Source organism: Paenibacillus agaridevorans (genome assembly GCF_018604145.1).
GTDB classification, from domain to species: domain Bacteria; phylum Bacillota; class Bacilli; order Paenibacillales; family Paenibacillaceae; genus Pristimantibacillus; species Pristimantibacillus agaridevorans.
Genome location: NZ_CP075889.1, coordinates 4,018,095 through 4,036,032, shown reverse-complemented (window position 1 = coordinate 4,036,032; position 17,938 = coordinate 4,018,095). Strand labels below are relative to the sequence as shown.

At 49.1% G+C, this 17,938-nt stretch carries 13 protein-coding genes; 9 read left to right on the top strand and 4 right to left on the bottom strand.

The annotated features are described in order from the left end of the window. The 7 genes from KJW29_RS17045 (at window position 1) to KJW29_RS17015 (ending at window position 13,212) form a co-directional block, all read left to right on the top strand. The gene (locus KJW29_RS17045; RefSeq protein WP_214630667.1) at window positions 1-2,730 is read left to right on the top strand and encodes a sensor histidine kinase; all 2,730 of its coding nucleotides are present in this window, start codon (window positions 1-3) and stop codon (window positions 2,728-2,730) included. 100 nt (window positions 2,731-2,830) lie between these two features. Continuing rightward, complete coding sequence (locus tag KJW29_RS17040; RefSeq protein WP_214630666.1) at window positions 2,831-4,516, top strand: type 2 periplasmic-binding domain-containing protein; 1,686 nt, start codon at window positions 2,831-2,833, stop codon at window positions 4,514-4,516. A gap of 161 nt (window positions 4,517-4,677) precedes the next feature. Continuing rightward, window positions 4,678-5,553: an ABC transporter permease gene (locus KJW29_RS17035; protein ID WP_246608755.1), complete on the top strand. Its 876-nt coding sequence runs from the start codon at window positions 4,678-4,680 to the stop codon at window positions 5,551-5,553. A gap of 1 nt (window position 5,554) precedes the next feature. After that, window positions 5,555-6,466 (top strand): carbohydrate ABC transporter permease, encoded by a 912-nt coding sequence (locus KJW29_RS17030; RefSeq protein ID WP_214630664.1) that lies wholly within the window; start codon window positions 5,555-5,557, stop codon window positions 6,464-6,466. Between the two features lie 17 nt (window positions 6,467-6,483). Beyond that, window positions 6,484-7,284, top strand: coding sequence for a polysaccharide deacetylase family protein (locus KJW29_RS17025; RefSeq protein WP_214630663.1), 801 nt, complete (start codon window positions 6,484-6,486; stop codon window positions 7,282-7,284). A gap of 352 nt (window positions 7,285-7,636) precedes the next feature. Continuing rightward, on the top strand, window positions 7,637-12,037 hold the full coding sequence (locus KJW29_RS17020) for a CBM96 family carbohydrate-binding protein (protein WP_214630662.1): 4,401 nt from the start codon (window positions 7,637-7,639) through the stop codon (window positions 12,035-12,037). Between the two features lie 113 nt (window positions 12,038-12,150). Next, the gene (locus tag KJW29_RS17015; RefSeq protein ID WP_214630661.1) at window positions 12,151-13,212 is read left to right on the top strand and encodes an S-layer homology domain-containing protein; all 1,062 of its coding nucleotides are present in this window, start codon (window positions 12,151-12,153) and stop codon (window positions 13,210-13,212) included. Between the two features lie 40 nt (window positions 13,213-13,252). Here the strand turns inward: KJW29_RS17015 and KJW29_RS17010 are convergent, their stop codons facing one another. The 4 genes from KJW29_RS17010 to KJW29_RS16995 form a co-directional block, all read right to left on the bottom strand. Next, complete coding sequence (locus tag KJW29_RS17010) at window positions 13,253-13,567, bottom strand: hypothetical protein (protein WP_214630660.1); 315 nt, start codon at window positions 13,565-13,567, stop codon at window positions 13,253-13,255. After that, a complete protein-coding gene (locus KJW29_RS17005; RefSeq protein WP_087566041.1) occupies window positions 13,560-13,928 on the bottom strand; it encodes a DUF6864 domain-containing function in 369 nt (122 codons plus the stop codon). The genes KJW29_RS17010 and KJW29_RS17005 overlap by 8 nt, the downstream gene beginning before the upstream one ends. A gap of 195 nt (window positions 13,929-14,123) precedes the next feature. Next, window positions 14,124-14,768, bottom strand: coding sequence for a metal-dependent hydrolase (locus KJW29_RS17000; RefSeq protein WP_214630659.1), 645 nt, complete (start codon window positions 14,766-14,768; stop codon window positions 14,124-14,126). Window positions 14,769-14,851: 83 nt separating this feature from the next. Further along, window positions 14,852-15,013: a hypothetical protein gene (locus KJW29_RS16995; RefSeq protein ID WP_179215307.1), complete on the bottom strand. Its 162-nt coding sequence runs from the start codon at window positions 15,011-15,013 to the stop codon at window positions 14,852-14,854. Window positions 15,014-15,144: 131 nt separating this feature from the next. Between KJW29_RS16995 and KJW29_RS16990 the strand changes: the two genes are divergently transcribed. Beyond that, window positions 15,145-17,478 (top strand): glycoside hydrolase family 95 protein, encoded by a 2,334-nt coding sequence (locus tag KJW29_RS16990; protein ID WP_214630658.1) that lies wholly within the window; start codon window positions 15,145-15,147, stop codon window positions 17,476-17,478. A 74-nt stretch (window positions 17,479-17,552) separates the two neighbouring features. Next, window positions 17,553-17,921, top strand: coding sequence for an ArsR/SmtB family transcription factor (locus KJW29_RS16985; RefSeq protein WP_214630657.1), 369 nt, complete (start codon window positions 17,553-17,555; stop codon window positions 17,919-17,921). Window positions 17,922-17,938 lie beyond the last annotated feature (17 nt).

Below are 17,938 nucleotides of genomic sequence, written 5' to 3'. Positions count from 1 at the left end.
ATGAGACGGGAAAAATTGAAGCTAAACCGGTTTTTGATGCTGTTTTCCCTTTCGGTTGTAACCGTTCTGACACTCTGTATCGGATGCATGATTTATTTGAAAACGGAAAGGTATATTGAAGAAAAATCCGATTTGATGCAATCGATGCAGATGAATCAGACCGTAAAGGATATGCGCAAGCAATTCGAAGATATCTATCAGACGATGGACAGCTTACGCCATACCTCGACGTTCATCCATACACTGGACAGACTTCGCCAGAAGCAGACTACTTCTTACGAGGAAGTCGTATTGTCGCAAAATCTGGAGTCCTCCCTATTCAATCTCAATAAAGGGAATGAATTGATAGACAGCATAACGGTATGGACGGAAGATGAGCAGTATAGTTCAAAAACGGAATATACCTCTTATTATTTTCAAGGTTATCAGTTGCCTTTAGCGCCCTTCAGTAACGGGATACAGTTTATAACCAGAAATCGGACTTATGAAGCGCTTGGTCTGAAGTCCTCGAATATCAAGGATAAAGCGCTGCATCGCCTTCTTGAGGACTGGAACGGGTCCAGTTACTTTTTGTGTCCGATCGTTGGTCCGGACGGAACGCTTGGCGTCTTGAAGATGAATCTGAACTTCGATGCATTTCAACATATTCTCCCGTACAGTAAATCGTTGGCTGTATTTGATGCCTATGAAGAGGTGTTGTATAAAGGAAGCAAGGCCGCATCCGATTTCGCAGAGCGCGGCCGTTTTTATCGCGACATCGGGTTTAACGGCCTTCACGTTGCCTTGAACGTTGAGGAGAACGGGTTTCATCGGAAACAGCTCCGCTCCCTCGCTATATATTCATTCGTTACGCTTGGAGTCAGCGCCATACTGGCTTTGTATCTCTCTCAATTAATCAGCGACAAAGCTATGTTTCCTTTGCACAGCCTGGTCAAATGGATCGGACGACATCGCTCGCTTCATACCAGATGGGACCCGTCAGGGGAGGAGCGGGACAAACGTAGAAGGTTGACAATGAGAGACCGTTTTTTCATTTATTTTCTACTAACCATTCTGCTTCCCGTATTTCTGTTTGTGACGGTTTTTTATGTAAATTCATCGAAAATTATTGGCCATGAGCTGGAAGAAACCTTTAAAATGTTGTTTGACAAGACCGCCCGCCGGGTCGAGCTGTTCGCCAATCAAAAAGAAACCGCAATGGCCCGTTTGGCGTACGATGCCTTCGTGGTATCTTACGTGTTTCAGCCTAGCAAAGAGCGGCAGCGAGATATGGACCAGCTTATATTCGACAGCAGCTTCCCGACGCTGAGCGAGGATGCCCTTGGCATCTACGGGGTGGAAAATACATTGATTTACAGCAATCGCTTCAAGCATGCGACCCAAATCGATCCGGCGTTTTTCGATCAAATGCGCGCAAACCGCAAAAATTTGTTTTATTGGCTGCCGCCGGGCTCGGCATCTTCTACTATCAGCTTGGGAATCGGAATCGTAGATATTCATAGCGATGCCCGTACGCTCGGATATTTGAAAGTAGATATAGACGGCGTTTACTTTACGAATCTATATGTCGATTTGAAGGGAAGCGGCAGCGAAGCTTTTATCGTGGATGGGAACGGTCTCATCTTATCTCATCTTGACGCGGAGAAAGCGGGTCAAAAGATAGATTTGCCGTTTCAGCCGGAAGGCGAAGCGGTGAATACGTTCCGGGAGGGCAATGCGGTCTATTATGTTGCGAAGGTCGATTCTTTGCCTTGGTATCTTGTTGCCCAATATGATGCTTCGGCCATACAGGATCAAGTGATCCGCCTTTTTTTCGATGATATCTATTTGCTGGTCATTCTTTTTCTTCTGACATTGTTTTTTTCTTATTTCATGTCCCAGTATTTGGTGAGACCGCTCGCATCCTTGCAAAATCGGTATCTAAACATCGAACTGGATACCGTTAAGCAATTGACTGACGAATCTGCCTATACCATTGACGAGGTCGATCAGCTGCGTATTTCGTTTAACGCGATGTTGGAGCGGATTCATCAGCTGGTGCAGGATACGCTTACAGCCAATCAAGAGAAAATGACTCTGGAATTTGAGAAGAAGGAATTGCATATAGAGGCGCTGCAGGCGCAAATCACCCCTCATTTCCTCTATAATACGCTGGATAATATTATGTACATGATCGAAAAAGACGAGCGAAAGCTTGCGGTTGATATGATTGGGTTGCTGAGCCGGTTGTTTCGGTACGCAATGGGGAAAGAAAGTCCGCTAACAACGCTTGGCGAGGAGATCGCTTATACAAAATCCTATGTCAAAATTATGAATTACAGGTACTATGACAAAATTAATATCGTTTGGGATACAGATGGTTCTCTCCATTCTCAGAGGGTCAATAAGATGATCCTTCAGCCGATTATCGAGAATGCTATACAGTATAGCTTTCCGAAAAATAATCAGGTTGCAATTGTGATCAGCTCGCAAAGAATGGAAGATGATTTGGAAATCGCCGTTCGAGATAATGGACCCGGCATCGAATCTGGAAATCTGGAGGAAATTCGCCGGAATTTAAACAGAAGAGATCATCGGAGGGTAGGCCTTTACAATGTGAACAGCAGAATCAAGCTCCACTTTGGAGAGAAATTCGGCTTGCGGATTGAAAGCAGCGACTCGGGAACGATCGTGAAGCTTCGTCTGCCCATTCGCGGGGAAGCTTCGCCGGAATCGCATAAATATAACTGAAAATCGTATTATGAACCCCTGATGATACTGTTACGTATCTCGGGGGTTCCTTTTATATAATGAACTTGCAAGCCAAATATGAGCAATATGGGGGATGAATATGGCAATAAAAAAGGTTGGAATGGCAGCACTATTGGCATTCGCGGTTTTTGGAGCTTCAGCATGCTCGGGAAATAATGTCACGAACGAAGTAAAACCTGCGGACTCTACTGCGCCTGCTCAGAATACGGAGGCTCCCAAAACGCTTGAAATTAGCTGGATGGGCCAAGGGGCCAGAGGCAAGGTCGAAGATAACAACAAGGTGCAGCAAATGATTGAACAGAAATTTAATGTCAAGCTGTTAAACCGGAAGATTGACGCCAACAACAATGAACAGCGAAATTTGATGGTGGCTTCCGGCGAATTGCCGGATATCGCCTTCATGGCTACCCCTGTGAAGCTTTATGAAGACGCTGCCACTCGCAGCATTCCTAAAGCTATGATTGAGGAGCACGCCCCTAATTACGCTAAAATGCTGGACAGTCAGCCGACGGGGTGGAAAGTGAACCAAATTGATGGGAAGGACGGAGAATTTTACGCCCTCACCGGTTACAAGGAAGAATGGGATAATCTTATCTGGGGTCAGGTGTACCGTCTGGATTGGATGGAAAAGCTCGGGATCGAACCCAAGGGAGAACTCGTTCCTTTAGGCACTTCCGGCGGACTTGAACGCATTTTTTTCTCGAAGGAGTCATTTACACTGGATGAGGAACTGAAGATGTTCGAACAATTCGTCCAAGACGATCCTGACGACAACGGAAAAAAGGATACTCACGGCTTATTGATGAACAATAGCGACGCCTCTTGGGCATTAAACACGGTGGCGGGCGCCTTCGGCTTTGGCTGGGACTATAATCTGGAAGAAAACGGGAAGGTAACGGGGTATGCAATCAGCGATAACTACAAAAAATTTCTGAAATATCTGGCTCAGTTATATCAACAAGGGCTGATCGATCCGGAATTCACCACGCTCAACCGCGCAAAAAGCTGGGAGAAATTCGCAGCCGGGAAATACGGCGCTGCGCAAGTGCAAATTCAAGCGGCCGGTCTGATGCCTTTTACATTCAATCGTCCTCCCGGAAATCTTGTGCAAAATGACTCCAATGCGAAGTTTCTGTTTACTCCGCCTCCTATCGGCTTTGAGGGGCAGCAAGGTTCCGCCGCGTATACGCCTGTTGATGGCTTTGGCTACGCGATGGTCATTAAAAAAGATGTCACCGACGAGAAGCTGGCTCGGATCTTGCAGATTTTCGACTATATCAATTTCGATCAAGAAGGACTTATGCTTTCGCAATTCGGCGAAGAAGGCATAGATTACACATGGGAAGGAGAGGCATACCGTTCGGCTGTAATTCCGATTGAGAGTGCGGAAGCCGATCGCGAGAAGCACGGAATCGGTTATTATAATCTATCCATTCAGCACGGGGACGTTGCGGCCTATTACGCGAATGAGGGCGTGTCGAAATTAACGGAAATGTTTTTTGGCGCCGATGAAGGCAGGAATATGGCATACCGCCCTTACAAATGGGATTACTTTAATGAAACCAAGTACAACGACTTAAACACGACCTACGGCGCGCAACTGAAAACGATAACGGATGAATTTCTGTTTAAATCCATTACCGGAGAAGTTGATGTGGATTCCAACTGGGATTCCTATGTGACAAAATGGCTTAACAGCGGCGGAAGCGAACTTCTCGCCGAATTGGAAAAAGCGCCTAAGGTAGCTGATTTGCGCAAAAACTGACAATCGATTGCGATTGACACGAACAAGAGCTGCGGGGGAGGGCGCATGAGCGAATCCCCCAGCGGTTAGAGAGGCGGTATATCTTGAACAATTCGGCCGAGGCGACGCCCTTGATTAAAGTTAATACAACCAGAGCTCAGGTCTGGAGACGTATGAAACGAATGAAAATGCTGTATCTCTTTTTGCTGCTGCCCTTCTTGAGTCTGGCCATATTTCATTACGCTCCGCTATATGGCATCATCATTGCATTCAAGGATTTCAAGCCCGGAATCGGCATTTGGGATAGCCCGTGGAACCAGTTTGGACATTTTAAAAGCATGTTCCAGGATTTCGTTTTTTTGCGAGCATTGCGCAATACGCTCATCATTAGTGTATTGCGGCTACTTGTAGGCTTTACGTTCCCAATCATATTCGCTTTGCTGATCAATGAAATTACAAAAACGAGATTCAAACGGACGGTACAGAGCATTTCATATTTTCCGCATTTTATGTCCTGGGTCATTATTGCCGGGATGGTTGTGGAAGTATTTTCGCCCGAACGGGGGGTTGTTAATTACATCATCACCTTATTCGGCGGAACTCCGATCAACTTTTTATCCAGCAAAGTGTTTTTTATACCGATTTTGCTCATTTCAGATATCTGGAAGGAGGTCGGATGGGCTTCTATCATTTATTTGGCTTCGATCACGTCTATTTCTCCGGACATTTACGAAGCGGCCGAATCGGATGGAGCAAACCGTTTCCACAAAATGATTTATATTACACTGCCTGCGCTCATACCGGTAATCACCATATTATTTCTGCTTCGACTGGGCCACATCCTGTCGGGAGGCTTCGACCAAATTCTTAACATGTACAGTCCGCTCGTGTACGAGGTTGGGGATATTATCGATACTTATGTTTACCGTTCAGGCCTCGTGGAATTCAGGATGGACTACTCCGCTGCGGTCGGATTGTTTAAAAATGTGGTGGGAATCGTACTGCTTGTCACGGTAAATCAAATTGTGCGGAAATACAACGACTATGGGGTGTGGTGAGATGAGACAAACGCAGCTTGGAAAAGGGGGAAAGCGATTCAAGCTTCATTCCGGTTGGTGGTTCGATCTGTTTAACGGTGCGTTTATGGTTGTGTTTGCTCTGTTAATCCTTTATCCATTCTGGCAAGTTTTTTTGTTGTCCTTTTCCGATGGAAGGGAAGCTACAACGTTAGGTTTTCATCTTTGGCCGCAGAGCTGGTCGAATGAGGCGTATCGATTTTTGTTTTCTTCCGGAGAAATCATGCGTCCCTATATGAACTCTATACTGCGAACCATATTCGGAACGGCGCTGGAAGTATTATTTACGATTTTGGTAGCTTATCCGCTGTCCAAGAAAGAACTGCCCTTCCGCGGAACCATGACGACGTATTTCATCATTCCAATGTTTTTCGGGGGCGGTTTGATACCGACTTATTTGATTATAAGAAGCTTGGGGCTGCTCGATCATTTTCTAGTGCTTATTCTGCCAGGAGCCGTTGCCGTATTCAGCATTATCATTATGCGGAATTATTTCATGTCGCTGGACGTGGCGCTCGAGGAATCCGCGCATATGGACGGAGCAGGTTATATGACGCTTTTGTTTAAAATTATACTTCCGGTTTCCACTCCCGTGCTGGCGACTATTTCATTGTGGGCGGCTGTCGAGCATTGGAATGCCTGGTTTGACGCCATGATTTACATACGTGACCGGAATTTGACCGTCATACAGGTAATTATGCGGGAAATGCTGATGTCCGTCAGCGATGTCAGTAATGATTTGATGTTTGACAATAATACGAATCAAGCTAAGTTGGCTATGAACAATGTACGTTCGGCAATTGCGCTGATCTCGATAGGTCCTATCATATTGGTGTATCCGTGGTTGCAAAAGTACTTCGTGAAAGGAATTATGCTAGGTTCGATCAAAGGCTGACGGCTCGGAGGGTTCATATGAAAATTCAATTTGATTGTTATCCGGAGGGGAAGAAAAAAGCGGTAACGCTTAGCTACGATGACGGAAGGGAGCATGATCGGCAATTCATTGAAATTATAAATCGTTATGGAATCCGCGGGACGTTCCATCTCAATTCCGGTTTGCTCGGAAAGCTAGGTTATATTGACCGCTTGGAGGCGAGGGAGCTATATGCTGGTCACGAAATATCCGGCCATACGGCGACGCATCCGTTTCTGACCAGATGTCCAATGGACAGAATCGTGGATGAAATCCAGCAGGATCGCCGCGAGTTGGAACTGCTGGCGACCTACCCCGTGAAAGGCATGTCGTATCCACATGGAGACTGGAATATACAAATTGCCTCCATGCTTCCTGTTTTGGGCATCGAATACGCTAGGACGACTAACAGCCACGGAAGATTTGATATGCCTGACGACTTTTGGGCGTGGTCTCCTACCTGTCATCATCGCGATATGTTGGAATGCGGTCAACGCTTTATGGACAACCAGATACGGCATCCCGCTATGTCGCTGCTGTATGTATGGGGGCACAGCTACGAATTTCACAATCAGCAAAACTGGGATCAGCTGGAACGGTTCTGCGAAATGGTTGGCGGTCGATCGGAAGTCTGGTATGCGACCAACATCGAAGTGGTTCTGTACCGGAATGCGCTTCGTGATTTGCGTTTTTCGGTTTCTGGTCAGTGGGTGCATAATCCTTCGGCTATGTCCGTGTGGTTCAGCGCGGATGGAGACATCGTGGAAGTGAAGCCGGGGCAAGTTCTGCAATTGTGTTAGTTTAACTTTTGGATAACCCGGCAAGAGCGAAACTGCTTTTGCCGTTTTTTTATGGTGATGAATGAACCCGATGTATGTTGCGAGGGATTCTGGCACCGGCACGACTCGACTTCCTTACAAAAGGCGCTTGGAACCGCATACAAAGAAGTGAGAATCGTACTATAACCCCCTGATGATTCTGTTACGGATCGAAGGGGCCTCTTTTATATAATAAACATGCAAGACAAACAATCTGTTGATCACGTAGGGAGGGAGATCATGGAGGTTCGCAATTATATGGAAGCGTTATCAAATTAAAGTGATTGAACGGAAATGTTTTGAATCAAAAAAACTGTAAAAGGAGTGAATAATCATGACCACGCATCAGAAGAGGTCGTTTTTCCGCACTTTCCTGGTTTGGGTTCTTACGGCATTCTTGTTTACTTTCTGCATTGACGGGAGAGCTTTCGTTCATGCCCAGGGGACGGATAGCGTTCAAGTTCCGGCTTCTGCGGATACTTATTTGAATGCGGGATCGTCCGCCAATCTAAATTATGGCGGAGAGCAACTGCTGCAAGTGAGAACATGGAGCGGCGATCCGAATTATACCCGTGAATCCTACATGAAATTCGACCTGAGTACATATACCAGCGAGCTAGGAACCGCAATACTGAACGTGTATGCTGCGGTAAACAACGCAAACGGAAGCCCTTTGGCGTTCCAAGTGTACGGAGTCGAGGATGATTCATGGTCCGAGTTTATGACCACTTGGAACGATAAGCCAGCCATGAATCATTACTTGGCGAATGTGAACGTAAGCGTGGAATGGAAATGGATCAAAGTGGATGTTACTTCTTTTGTAAAGAGACAGCTGGAGCTCGACCAGACTGCCAGCTTCGGGTTTACCCAGGATGCCAAGGCCGGCGCGCTGATCCATATCAACAGTAAAGAGAATGTGGCGAATCAACCGTACTTGTCCCTGTCGGGCGCACGTGTCAACGGATCCGCTCCGCAGTGGCCATCCGACAGCGAGGTAAAGCTAATGCAATTAAACGAGACGGGGCTAGATTTGAGCTGGTCTGATTCTGCAGCTCCTTCAGGTGTACAGGGTTACCGAATCTATCAGAACGGGAAACTCGTAGCAACGGTACCCGGAAACTCGTGGCATTATCCGATTCAGGATGCGGATATCGGCCGAACGTACACCTTCAAAATTGAAGCCGGGAACAGCCAGAATGCTTGGAGCAGCGACGGCCCGTTCGTTACGGTTACGGTTCCGAAGACGGAGCTTAAGCAGATGGAAATCGGCAACGTTTTTATCGATAACGAACCGATCCAATTCAAGATTGATACGCTTCGGCCGAGCGTATCATGGACCGTGTACGATATGCAAGGAGCCGAAGTCTCCAAAGGAACCGGACAAACCGACAAGGGGGCGGCAATCGTAAATGTTCCCTTTTCCAAACGTGGCTACTTCAAACTCCAGGCGACCGTGGAATCGGCAGGCCTGCAGCCTGTACAACTAGAGACTTCATTCGCGGTTCTGTCACCTTATGACTTCCATGCAGTGGCGGATTCTCCGTTTGGAATGGCTACCCATTTGCACCGCGGGCAAAAAAGTACGATTCCTATCATTCAAAAGGCAGGCGCTAAATCCGTCAGGGACGGGATCGAATGGAATAACATCGAGAAAACCAAAGGGGTGTATACGTTCAGTCCCGTACCGGACAATTATATGGCTGAACTGAAAGATCACGACCTCGGGATGGTGCTTGTCGCCGCTTACAACAACCCGTTCTACGACAATAACGGTACGCCGTATACGGACGAAGGCCGGCAAGGTTTCGCGAATTACGCGGAAGCGTATGTCGATCACTATAAAGACCAGCTGATTGCGATGGAAGCTTACAATGAATTCCATGGCGGATTCGGCAAAAGAGGCAACAGCCCGGCGAATTCCCAGCCCGATTATTATTTTAAACTTTTGAAAAAGACGTACGAGACGGTCAAAGCCGAGCATCCCGAATTTCCGGTCTATGGCATGGTCGCTTCCGATAAGGCCGTAAGCTGGATCGAGGAAGTATTCAAGCTAGGCGGGCTGCAGTATTTGGATGCCGTTACGCTGCATCCTTACTATTACCCGAATGCGCCGGAAGTATTGAGCGAATCGCTCGAGAAAATCAGGGACTTGATGCGCAAATACAATAACGGCGAAACGAAGCCGATCTGGTTAACGGAATTCGGATATCCGACCTTCCATTCCACGAACGGGGTCGATGAAATTACGCAGGCGAACTATTTGGTCCGCTATCATGTGGTGGCGCTTTCCAGCGGCGTCGAAAAACTATATTGGTATGATATGGTGAACGACGGGCTGCGCAAAGACTATAACGAAGACAACTTCGGCATACTCCGAAATGCGGCCGACCCGCTTGGCGCATTTACCCCAAAACCCGCTTACGCGGCTTATGCGGCGATGACGCGAGAGCTTACCGGCGCCCAATTCGTCCGTGAAGAGCCGCTTGAGCCGAACCTGAAAAGCTATTTATTTGCCAAGGACGGAGAGAATCATAGAGTCGTGTGGTCTCTTGCCCCTGAATCGGCTGTTATCCGGACGGATCAACCGGTTCAAATTACGGACATGATGGGAAATGCGCAAACGTTTACGCCTACCGAAGGCAAAATATACGTTGCCCTGACCGGAGAGCCCCTTTATATAAAGGGTGATATCAAAGGGATTGAAAAGGATGCCACGTTCACCCTCTCCAGCGAGAGAGCAGTAGCCGGCGAACCGGTGACGCTGCAGGTCGAGCTGAACAATCAGACGGCTGAAGCGCTTGACTTTACGTTTGAGACCGAAAAACAACAGTCATACGCACTACAAGCCGCACCCGGCCAAAAAAGCCAGCAGACGGTCGTCGTCGGCGGAATGGATGCCCCTGGAAGCCGGATCGTAAAAGGAGTATTGAAGGCTGGCGGACTATCGGTCGGACTATTGCAGTACACGGCTGCGGTTAATCCATCCGAGACCATTGAAATTCGTCCGGTTATTAACGGTACCGAGCCGCTAAGCCAATCAATCAACGTACAGATCCAAAATCACTCGAAGGTAAACGCACTGCCTGTTCAAGAGGTGGATTGGCAGCTTGGAACGTTAACGGGGAAGCAGGACCTGAACGCAATCGTTCAGCCGGACACGACAGGGGTCTTCGAAATCGCGCTGCCAAACATAGATTTAGGGAAAGACTACCAGTCGAACGTAACCGTTCGACACGGGAATAACAAAACTTACACCTATGCCGGAGTCATCCAGTTTAATGCGATTTACATGAAAACGGTTAACATAGATGGAATCCCCGACCCGCTTGTCGTGGTTGAACCGCCGACCATCGATCTTTCCAAGGGGAACGTGAAAGTAAGCGGCCATAAAGGGGCCGACGATTTAAGCGGTGCGATATGGCTGAACTATGACAAAGATCATTTTTATTTGACAGCGAAAATCAAAGATGACATCCATGCGTATCCGGCAACCGATGTGAATATGTGGAACAACGATAGTATCCAATTTGCGATTTCGAATGGGCTGCCCGGGGAGGATACGAGATATTATGAATACGGTATTTCGCAAACCTCGGCAGGCCCTCAAATTTATCGCTGGATTTCGCCGGCAGACGTTACAAAAGGTTTGGTCACAAACGGGCAGGTTCAGGTGAGCCGAGACGAAGAAGGGAAGCTGACGACGTATGAATTGGCGCTTCCCTGGTCCGAATTGGCGCCTGTCCAAACCAAAAGCGGGGTCATGAGCTTTTCGCTGCTGGTTAATGAAAACGACGGTAATCTAAGAAGAGGCTATATCGAATGGGGAGGCGGGATCGGCGACGGGAAAGCGCCAAGCAAATTCCGGACGATGCAATGGGTAGGGGAGTCGGATCAAGTGGATCAAGCTGTATTGTCAGGTCCGAAACAAGTTCAAGCCGGAGAAAGCTTTGAGCTGACCTATGGTCTTTCCAAAGGGACGAAGTTATATCAAGGTCAGATGGCAACGTTAGAATTCGATCCTGCTCAATTACAATTTGAAGGCTTCGTTGAACCAAGCGAGAAAGAAGGATTCATCATTGTTGAACATGTGCTTGGTGAGGGAGAACTAACATTTATCGCCGTAGATGTCTCGAAGAATACTGAACTATCCAACGAAAAACTTGTGAAGCTTCGCTTTAAAGCGATCGCGCCAACTGCAGAAAATGCTGCTGCATCGATTAAAGTAACGGAATTGCAGCTTGCCAATGTGCCGGATGAAGAAATCTACGGTGCCGGCACAGAATATAAAGTAGAGATTCAAGGCGTGAAGGTTGATATAACAGCTCTGAACACATTAATTGCAGAAGTGGAACAAGTCTTGGAGAAGGCTCAAGTGGGAAGCTTGCCGGGTCAATATCCAGCTGAAGCAAAAGCGGCACTGCAACATGCATTACAACAAGCACAAGCCGCAGCGGATAATGTGAAATTAACAGAGGCTGAGTTGGAGGCAGCAATTACAGCATTGAAGCAAGCGCTGAGTATCTTCAGCAAAGCGGTTCATGTTGCACAACCAGGCGATCTGAACGAAGACGGCAAGTTCACTATCGGAGACTTAGTGAAGGTCGTTGACGCATATAGAGTAGCGGAACATGCTCCTGAATGGAATCAAGTGAAACATCTGGACTTCAATAACGATGGAGAAATTGGTCTTGAAGATCTTGTCTTCGTCGCTAGATTAATACTGGATAAACAATGATGGATTTAGGCGATTGCACATTTAGTTAAACCTAGAGAAGATGTACCATGTTGGATAACGAAAGGGGGCTTGCCCCCTTTCGATTCTTTATGGTGAAGAAAGGATGACAGAGGATGAAACATTCGCGATTTGCGATGATAGCTGTTTTACTCATTAGTTTCATCGCAGTATCAATCTTGCAACCATCAAAACAACTACAAGCAGCAGCAAGTGATACCACATTTGAAATTACTAGTCAGACCGTTGAGGCGAAACCCGGAGATACCATCGAGCTATCAGTCTCTGCACAAGATGCCAAACTTGTCTATGGATACGAATTAACCATTCATTATCCTGCGGAGCATTTGCGCTTTAATAAGTCAGCCAGTTCATTCAGTTCGGCATCTTTTCATAAACTCTTTGACAAGGAACCGGGAAAATTACTCGTATTTGGCACGAAAACAGGGAGGCAGCAAGGAGATAGCGGGAATCTCGATCTAGCGGGAATTCAATTCGATGTGATCAGCAAGAAAAATGTAGATACAACGATCATAGTTGAACTTTCAAAAGTAAAATTGATAACTAGAGATCAGGATGCTAGTTCATTCGATGTTAGCAAAAAAGTTGATTTTAAAATTAAACCGCAGATTCAAATTCAATTAAAGGATATTGCCGGGCATTGGGCGGAGGAATATATTATACGTGCGTTGGAGTTAGGTTTTGTGAATGGATATCCAGATCGGACCTTTCGCCCGAACCGGCCGGTCACACGGGCGGAGTTTGCTGTGATGACAGCAAGAGCGATGGAACTATCTCCTAAAGGAAACCCAGCCATGTTCAAAGATCAAAATCTTATTCATGATTGGGCTCATACGGGTGTTTCGGCGTTGGTAGAAAGGGAGATTATAAACGGCTATCCTGACGAGACCTTCCGGCCAACAAGAGACATTACACGAAGCGAATTAGCGGTTATTATGGCCAGAACATTAAAGCTGGATACGAGTGATGTTCACCATCATGCGTTTAACGATTCGAAAGAAATGGCGGAATGGGCAGAACCATCTATTGCTGCTGCTGTAAGTGCGGGATTGTTGCAAGGAAGAGGCAATAATCGGTTTAAACCGAACGAATTAACTACAAGGGCAGAAGCGGTAAAGGCAATTCTTTCTGTCTTGGATTCAGCGGGGTTGAGCTAATCATGTTGCTCGCGTCCATAATAGATGTCAGTCGCTCCCTCTAACCGCCGTTATCCTTCGATCGCGATCCGATCAAATAGCCGATTATGGTTGATTCGACGGGAAGCACGACTAACGTCCACATCTCCTTTAAGCCGAAGCCGGGGGAACGGTAGGTTTCCGGCGTCAGCGTATAGACGAGCGCAATGAGAAGGACAAATAATGCGATCGTGCCTACGATATACAGGCGAACATTGTCGCCCGATCCGAAAAATTTGCCGAGAAAACCGAGTTCCGCTTTGCGTTTCTCGTTTTCCGCATTTGCCGCTATGATTTTGCTGGCGACTTTGGGGTCCTGGATTTCGAGTTTATTCATGGGCAGGAACCCCCTCGCCCGCATAAAACGTAAAGGTCAGCGCCCAGGAAGAAGCATCGGAATTAACGGTAATCTCATAGCGCAGCGAAAGCTTTCGATTGTTTAAAATGCCGAGATGAATCATGTCCGAGCTTCCGATCGGCTTGCCTCTCGGGAAGTTGACGCATGTAATTCGTACCTCATTGTATTTCACGAGTCGGATATCGGTTGTAAAATCATCCTGCTCCTGTATGTATTCGATGCAAAAAACAAACGCAAGCGGATCGTTTTCCTCCGACAACACGATTTCGATCGGATTCATTTCATAGGCGAATACCCTGCCGTGATAGACGACCTCGAATCCTCCGGACGTAATTTTCATTGCAATCCCTCCAAAACGATTTGAACTATTGCGGCTTCCTACTACTATTCTACGAAAGCAATGGCGGAGACATGACAACCTCCGAAAAGAGAGATTTGCAGAGAACGTCATAAACCATCCGATCAAACTAAAAAGCCCCGGTTCAAGCGCGTCTTTTGTAAGACGGGTTTGAACCGGGGCTTGCCTGCAGCTTTATTACCAACGGAACTTGAACGACTTCTTGACCAGCGGGGACAGCCATTTGACGCCGCTTGGCGTCAGAGTGTCGGCTACGAGATGGGAGAGGTAACCCAGCATGGCGGTTATGCCAAGTCCGGGCGCTTTCAGTTGCTCCTCCAATCCCCAGCCTAACCACAACCAGACGGGCAGCATCCAGACGGTATGCGTCATCCCGCGATGTTTGAGCCATGGCGCCCATACGACGAAGGCGCCCAATCCGATCAACCATATCATTCCATGGATGTAACCATGATAGATCAAATAAAGGCCGACGGCGCTGACAAGGGCATTACGTATCGCACCTTGCTTCATAACAAGACCGGCCAAAATAGCGGCGATGCTGCCTCCCGCCCAGATGGGAGACAACGGTTGACCGCTGAAATACAAGTAGGCCGTAATCGCCAGATACAGGATGCCGCCCCATAGGGCGAGCTCCCGAATTCGTTTGCTTAGTTTGGTCAGCTTGCTGCTAAGCATGCTGGGACCGTCAAGATCCGGGGCCAAGGCGGAAAATGCCGCGACGCCGATATACAGGAGGCTATCCTCCATGTCCGGCGAATGTACGACAACCGCGAGGGCGCCAATGGCCGCCCCGATGATGAGATGAGTCTTCCCTGTCATGATTCTATTTGTCCCTTCTTGTGACTGACTAACTGACTTTGGCTACATGTCGCGGATGATCTGGTTTGCAGGTTGCAGCCGGCTTACAGATGCTCCTTATTGACCTGCTCGTTGCGGACCATCTGCTCGAGCTTCTCCACCAGCCTGTCGTGCACGGGATCCTTCCGCCCGATTCCCAGCCATGATTTGCGTTTCTGCGTTTGCAGCAGCTTGAGCAGGTATATTTTCTCTTTTAATGTAAACATCTCCGCCCCTCCTTCTGTCCTTCCTGATACTATCATTATAAAAGTCAATAATTTACCCGTCAAAGTCCTGTAAAAACACTCCTTGTCCATTCGCAAAGTTTATATAATGAGAGGAATCACAAAACGAGGAGATGTTGGACTTGTCGACGACACGTAATCGATTATGGTATATCAAGCCTGCCCGCGAATGGATAGAGGCGCTTCCGATCGGATCAGGCAAGCTTGGGGCAATGGTATTCGGCGGCGTTCGCGAAGAGCGCATTCAGCTTAACGAGGATTCGTTATGGTACGGCGGCCCTATGGAGCGGGCTAATCCGGAAGCGGGGAAGGCGCTCGCCGAGATTCGGGGGCTGCTATTCGAAGGAAAGCTGGATGAGGCGGAGCGGAAGGCCAGGCTGTCGCTAACGTCAACGCCGAAGCATATCGCGCCTTATCAGACATTGGGAGATCTCAAGCTCAGCTTCCATTCTCCGATTAGCGAGACAAGCGAGTACGCAAGAGAGCTTGACTTGGATCAAGGAATCGTTACCGTCGGTTACGAGCTGGAAGGCTGCGATTATCGAAGGGAAGTGCTGGCCAGTCATGTAGATGGCGTTATTGCCATTCGTCTGACAGCCGGGACGCCGGGCGCATTAACGTTCGACGCCAATCTCATTCGCAGGCCGTTCGAAGGCGAAGCCGGGAGACTGGAGCAGTCGCCAACGGTCTATATGACCGGGCAATGCGGTCCGAATGGCGTCCGGTATGGCATGGCGGCACGAGTCGTTGCAGAGGGAGGAGAAGCTTCCGTTATAGGAGATTTTCTCTCCGTGAACAGCGCGGATGCGGCGACGCTGTATATCGCTGCTGCCACAACGTTCCGCTGCGCGGATCCCGTTGGCGCCTGTATGAGTGTGCTGGACGCGGCAGCAAACAAAGGTTATGAGGACATACGCCGCGATCATATCCGGGATTACGGCGAGCTGTTCGGGCGGGTATCGCTGGAGCTGGGCGCAGAAGAGGAAGCGGAGAGGCTGCCGACGAACGAGCGGCTAGCAAGATTCCGGGAAGGAGGCGCCGATCCCGGCTTGCTCGCGCTTTTCTATCAATACGGCCGCTATTTGCTTATCGCAAGCTCAAGACGGGGATCGCTTCCCGCCAATCTGCAAGGAGTCTGGAATGACAGTCATACGCCTCCATGGGAAAGCGATTATCATCTGAATATCAATCTTCAGATGAATTATTGGCCGGCCGAGAGCTGCAATCTGGCGGAATGCCACGAGCCCGTATTCGACTTGCTGGATCGACTGAGGGAGAGAGGAAGCGTCACGGCCAAGGAGATTTATGGCGCAAGAGGTTTCACGGCACATCATGCGACCGACTTGTGGGCCGAGACGAATGTTATCGGCTTACACATGCCAGCCGTTATTTGGCCAATGGGCGGGGCTTGGCTCGCGCTGCATCTATGGGAGCATTACCGCTATAACATGGACGAGACGTTCCTGCGCGAGCGGGCCTATCCGACGCTTAAGGAAGCGGCGCTGTTCTTGCTGGATTTCCTCGTGGAAGATGCCGACGGCAGACTTGTGACAGCTCCGTCCTTGTCTCCTGAGAATACGTACCGTCTGCCGAGCGGTCAGACAGGAAGATTATGCGTCGGTCCGTCGATGGACTCCCAGATCGCGCATGCGTTGTTTACTGCATGCCTGGAAGCGATCGATGTGCTGGATTTCAGCGGCGACACGCAAGAGCGCGACTTCCGGACGGAGGTTGCCGACGCGATCGTCAGGCTCCCGAAGCCGGCGATTGGCCGCGCCGGCGGCTTGATGGAATGGTCGAAGGACTATGAGGAAGTGGAGCCGGGCCATCGTCATATCTCGCATCTATTCGCGCTGCACCCAGGCGAACAAATTACGCCGCGCGGCGAACCCGAACTGGCGGCGGCCGCTCGTACAACATTGGAACGCAGACTGGCTAACGGCGGAGGACATACGGGCTGGAGTCGTGCCTGGATCGTCGAATTCTGGGCAAGGCTCGGCGATGGAGAGGCTGCGTTCCAGCATCTGACCGCCTTGCTCTCGAAGTCGGTGCACCCTAATCTGTTCGGCGATCATCCGCCATTCCAGATCGACGCGAACTTCGGCGGCACGGCCGCCCTGGCGGAGATGCTGCTTCAGTCGCATCGCGGAGAAATTCTGCTGCTCCCCGCGCTGCCGCAGGCTTGGCCCGATGGGAGAATATCGGGACTGCGGGGTAGAGGCGGTTGTGTCGTCGATTTGGAATGGAGCGGCGGGGCGCTTGCAAGAGCGGTGCTTCGTTCGGAGAAAGGCGGCAGCTATGTCATCCGTTATGAAGGTGCGGGACTTGCGGCAAGAACAGAAGATGGATTTGAACCTGAACTTGCGGTCGCGGCAAGGGCATCCCGCGAACTCGGGCTGACGCTAAGCGCAGGCGAGTCGGTAATTCTGGTGCCGGCGTACAGGTAACCGCGACGTGCGACATTGGCCGCACTCATGGTATAATGGGGCATAATCGAAGAACGATATGGTGGGATGCCCGAATGGACAATGTAACGGCAACGGCTGCATGCGACGATACATGCGCCGGCACGGAAGCGGATATTACTGAAGTTAAGGCCAAGCTGGTCGACGATACGTCGGCGTCGGAACTGGCAGACTTGTTTAAGGCGCTCGGCGATCCGACGCGCGTAAAAATTATTCATGCGCTGCTGCAATCCGAGTTGTGCGTACACGATCTGACGCAAGTGCTGGAGATGGGACAATCCGCCGTCTCGCACCAGCTGCGGCTGCTGCGCAATATGCGCATCGTCAAGCGACGCAAGGTAGGCAAGACGGTGTTTTATTCGCTCGACGACGATCATGTCGAGCAGTTGTTCGTCTTGACGCTGCAGCATCTGCGGCACGAATAACCAGCGGTTTGCCGGCC

Bases quoted from the DNA above. Each gene is read 5' to 3' on its own strand.
- KJW29_RS17045 (WP_214630667.1), top strand. From the start codon at position 1: ATGAGACGGGAAAAATTGAAGCTAAACCGGTTTTTGATGCTGTTTTCC.
- KJW29_RS17040 (WP_214630666.1), top strand. From the start codon at position 2,831: ATGGCAATAAAAAAGGTTGGAATGGCAGCACTATTGGCATTCGCGGTT.
- KJW29_RS17035 (WP_246608755.1), top strand. From the start codon at position 4,678: ATGAAAATGCTGTATCTCTTTTTGCTGCTGCCCTTCTTGAGTCTGGCC.
- KJW29_RS17030 (WP_214630664.1), top strand. From the start codon at position 5,555: ATGAGACAAACGCAGCTTGGAAAAGGGGGAAAGCGATTCAAGCTTCAT.
- KJW29_RS17025 (WP_214630663.1), top strand. From the start codon at position 6,484: ATGAAAATTCAATTTGATTGTTATCCGGAGGGGAAGAAAAAAGCGGTA.
- KJW29_RS17020 (WP_214630662.1), top strand. From the start codon at position 7,637: ATGACCACGCATCAGAAGAGGTCGTTTTTCCGCACTTTCCTGGTTTGG.
- KJW29_RS17015 (WP_214630661.1), top strand. From the start codon at position 12,151: ATGAAACATTCGCGATTTGCGATGATAGCTGTTTTACTCATTAGTTTC.
- KJW29_RS17010 (WP_214630660.1), bottom strand. From the start codon at position 13,567: ATGAATAAACTCGAAATCCAGGACCCCAAAGTCGCCAGCAAAATCATA.
- KJW29_RS17005 (WP_087566041.1), bottom strand. From the start codon at position 13,928: ATGAAAATTACGTCCGGAGGATTCGAGGTCGTCTATCACGGCAGGGTA.
- KJW29_RS17000 (WP_214630659.1), bottom strand. From the start codon at position 14,768: ATGACAGGGAAGACTCATCTCATCATCGGGGCGGCCATTGGCGCCCTC.
- KJW29_RS16995 (WP_179215307.1), bottom strand. From the start codon at position 15,013: ATGTTTACATTAAAAGAGAAAATATACCTGCTCAAGCTGCTGCAAACG.
- KJW29_RS16990 (WP_214630658.1), top strand. From the start codon at position 15,145: ATGTTGGACTTGTCGACGACACGTAATCGATTATGGTATATCAAGCCT.
- KJW29_RS16985 (WP_214630657.1), top strand. From the start codon at position 17,553: ATGGACAATGTAACGGCAACGGCTGCATGCGACGATACATGCGCCGGC.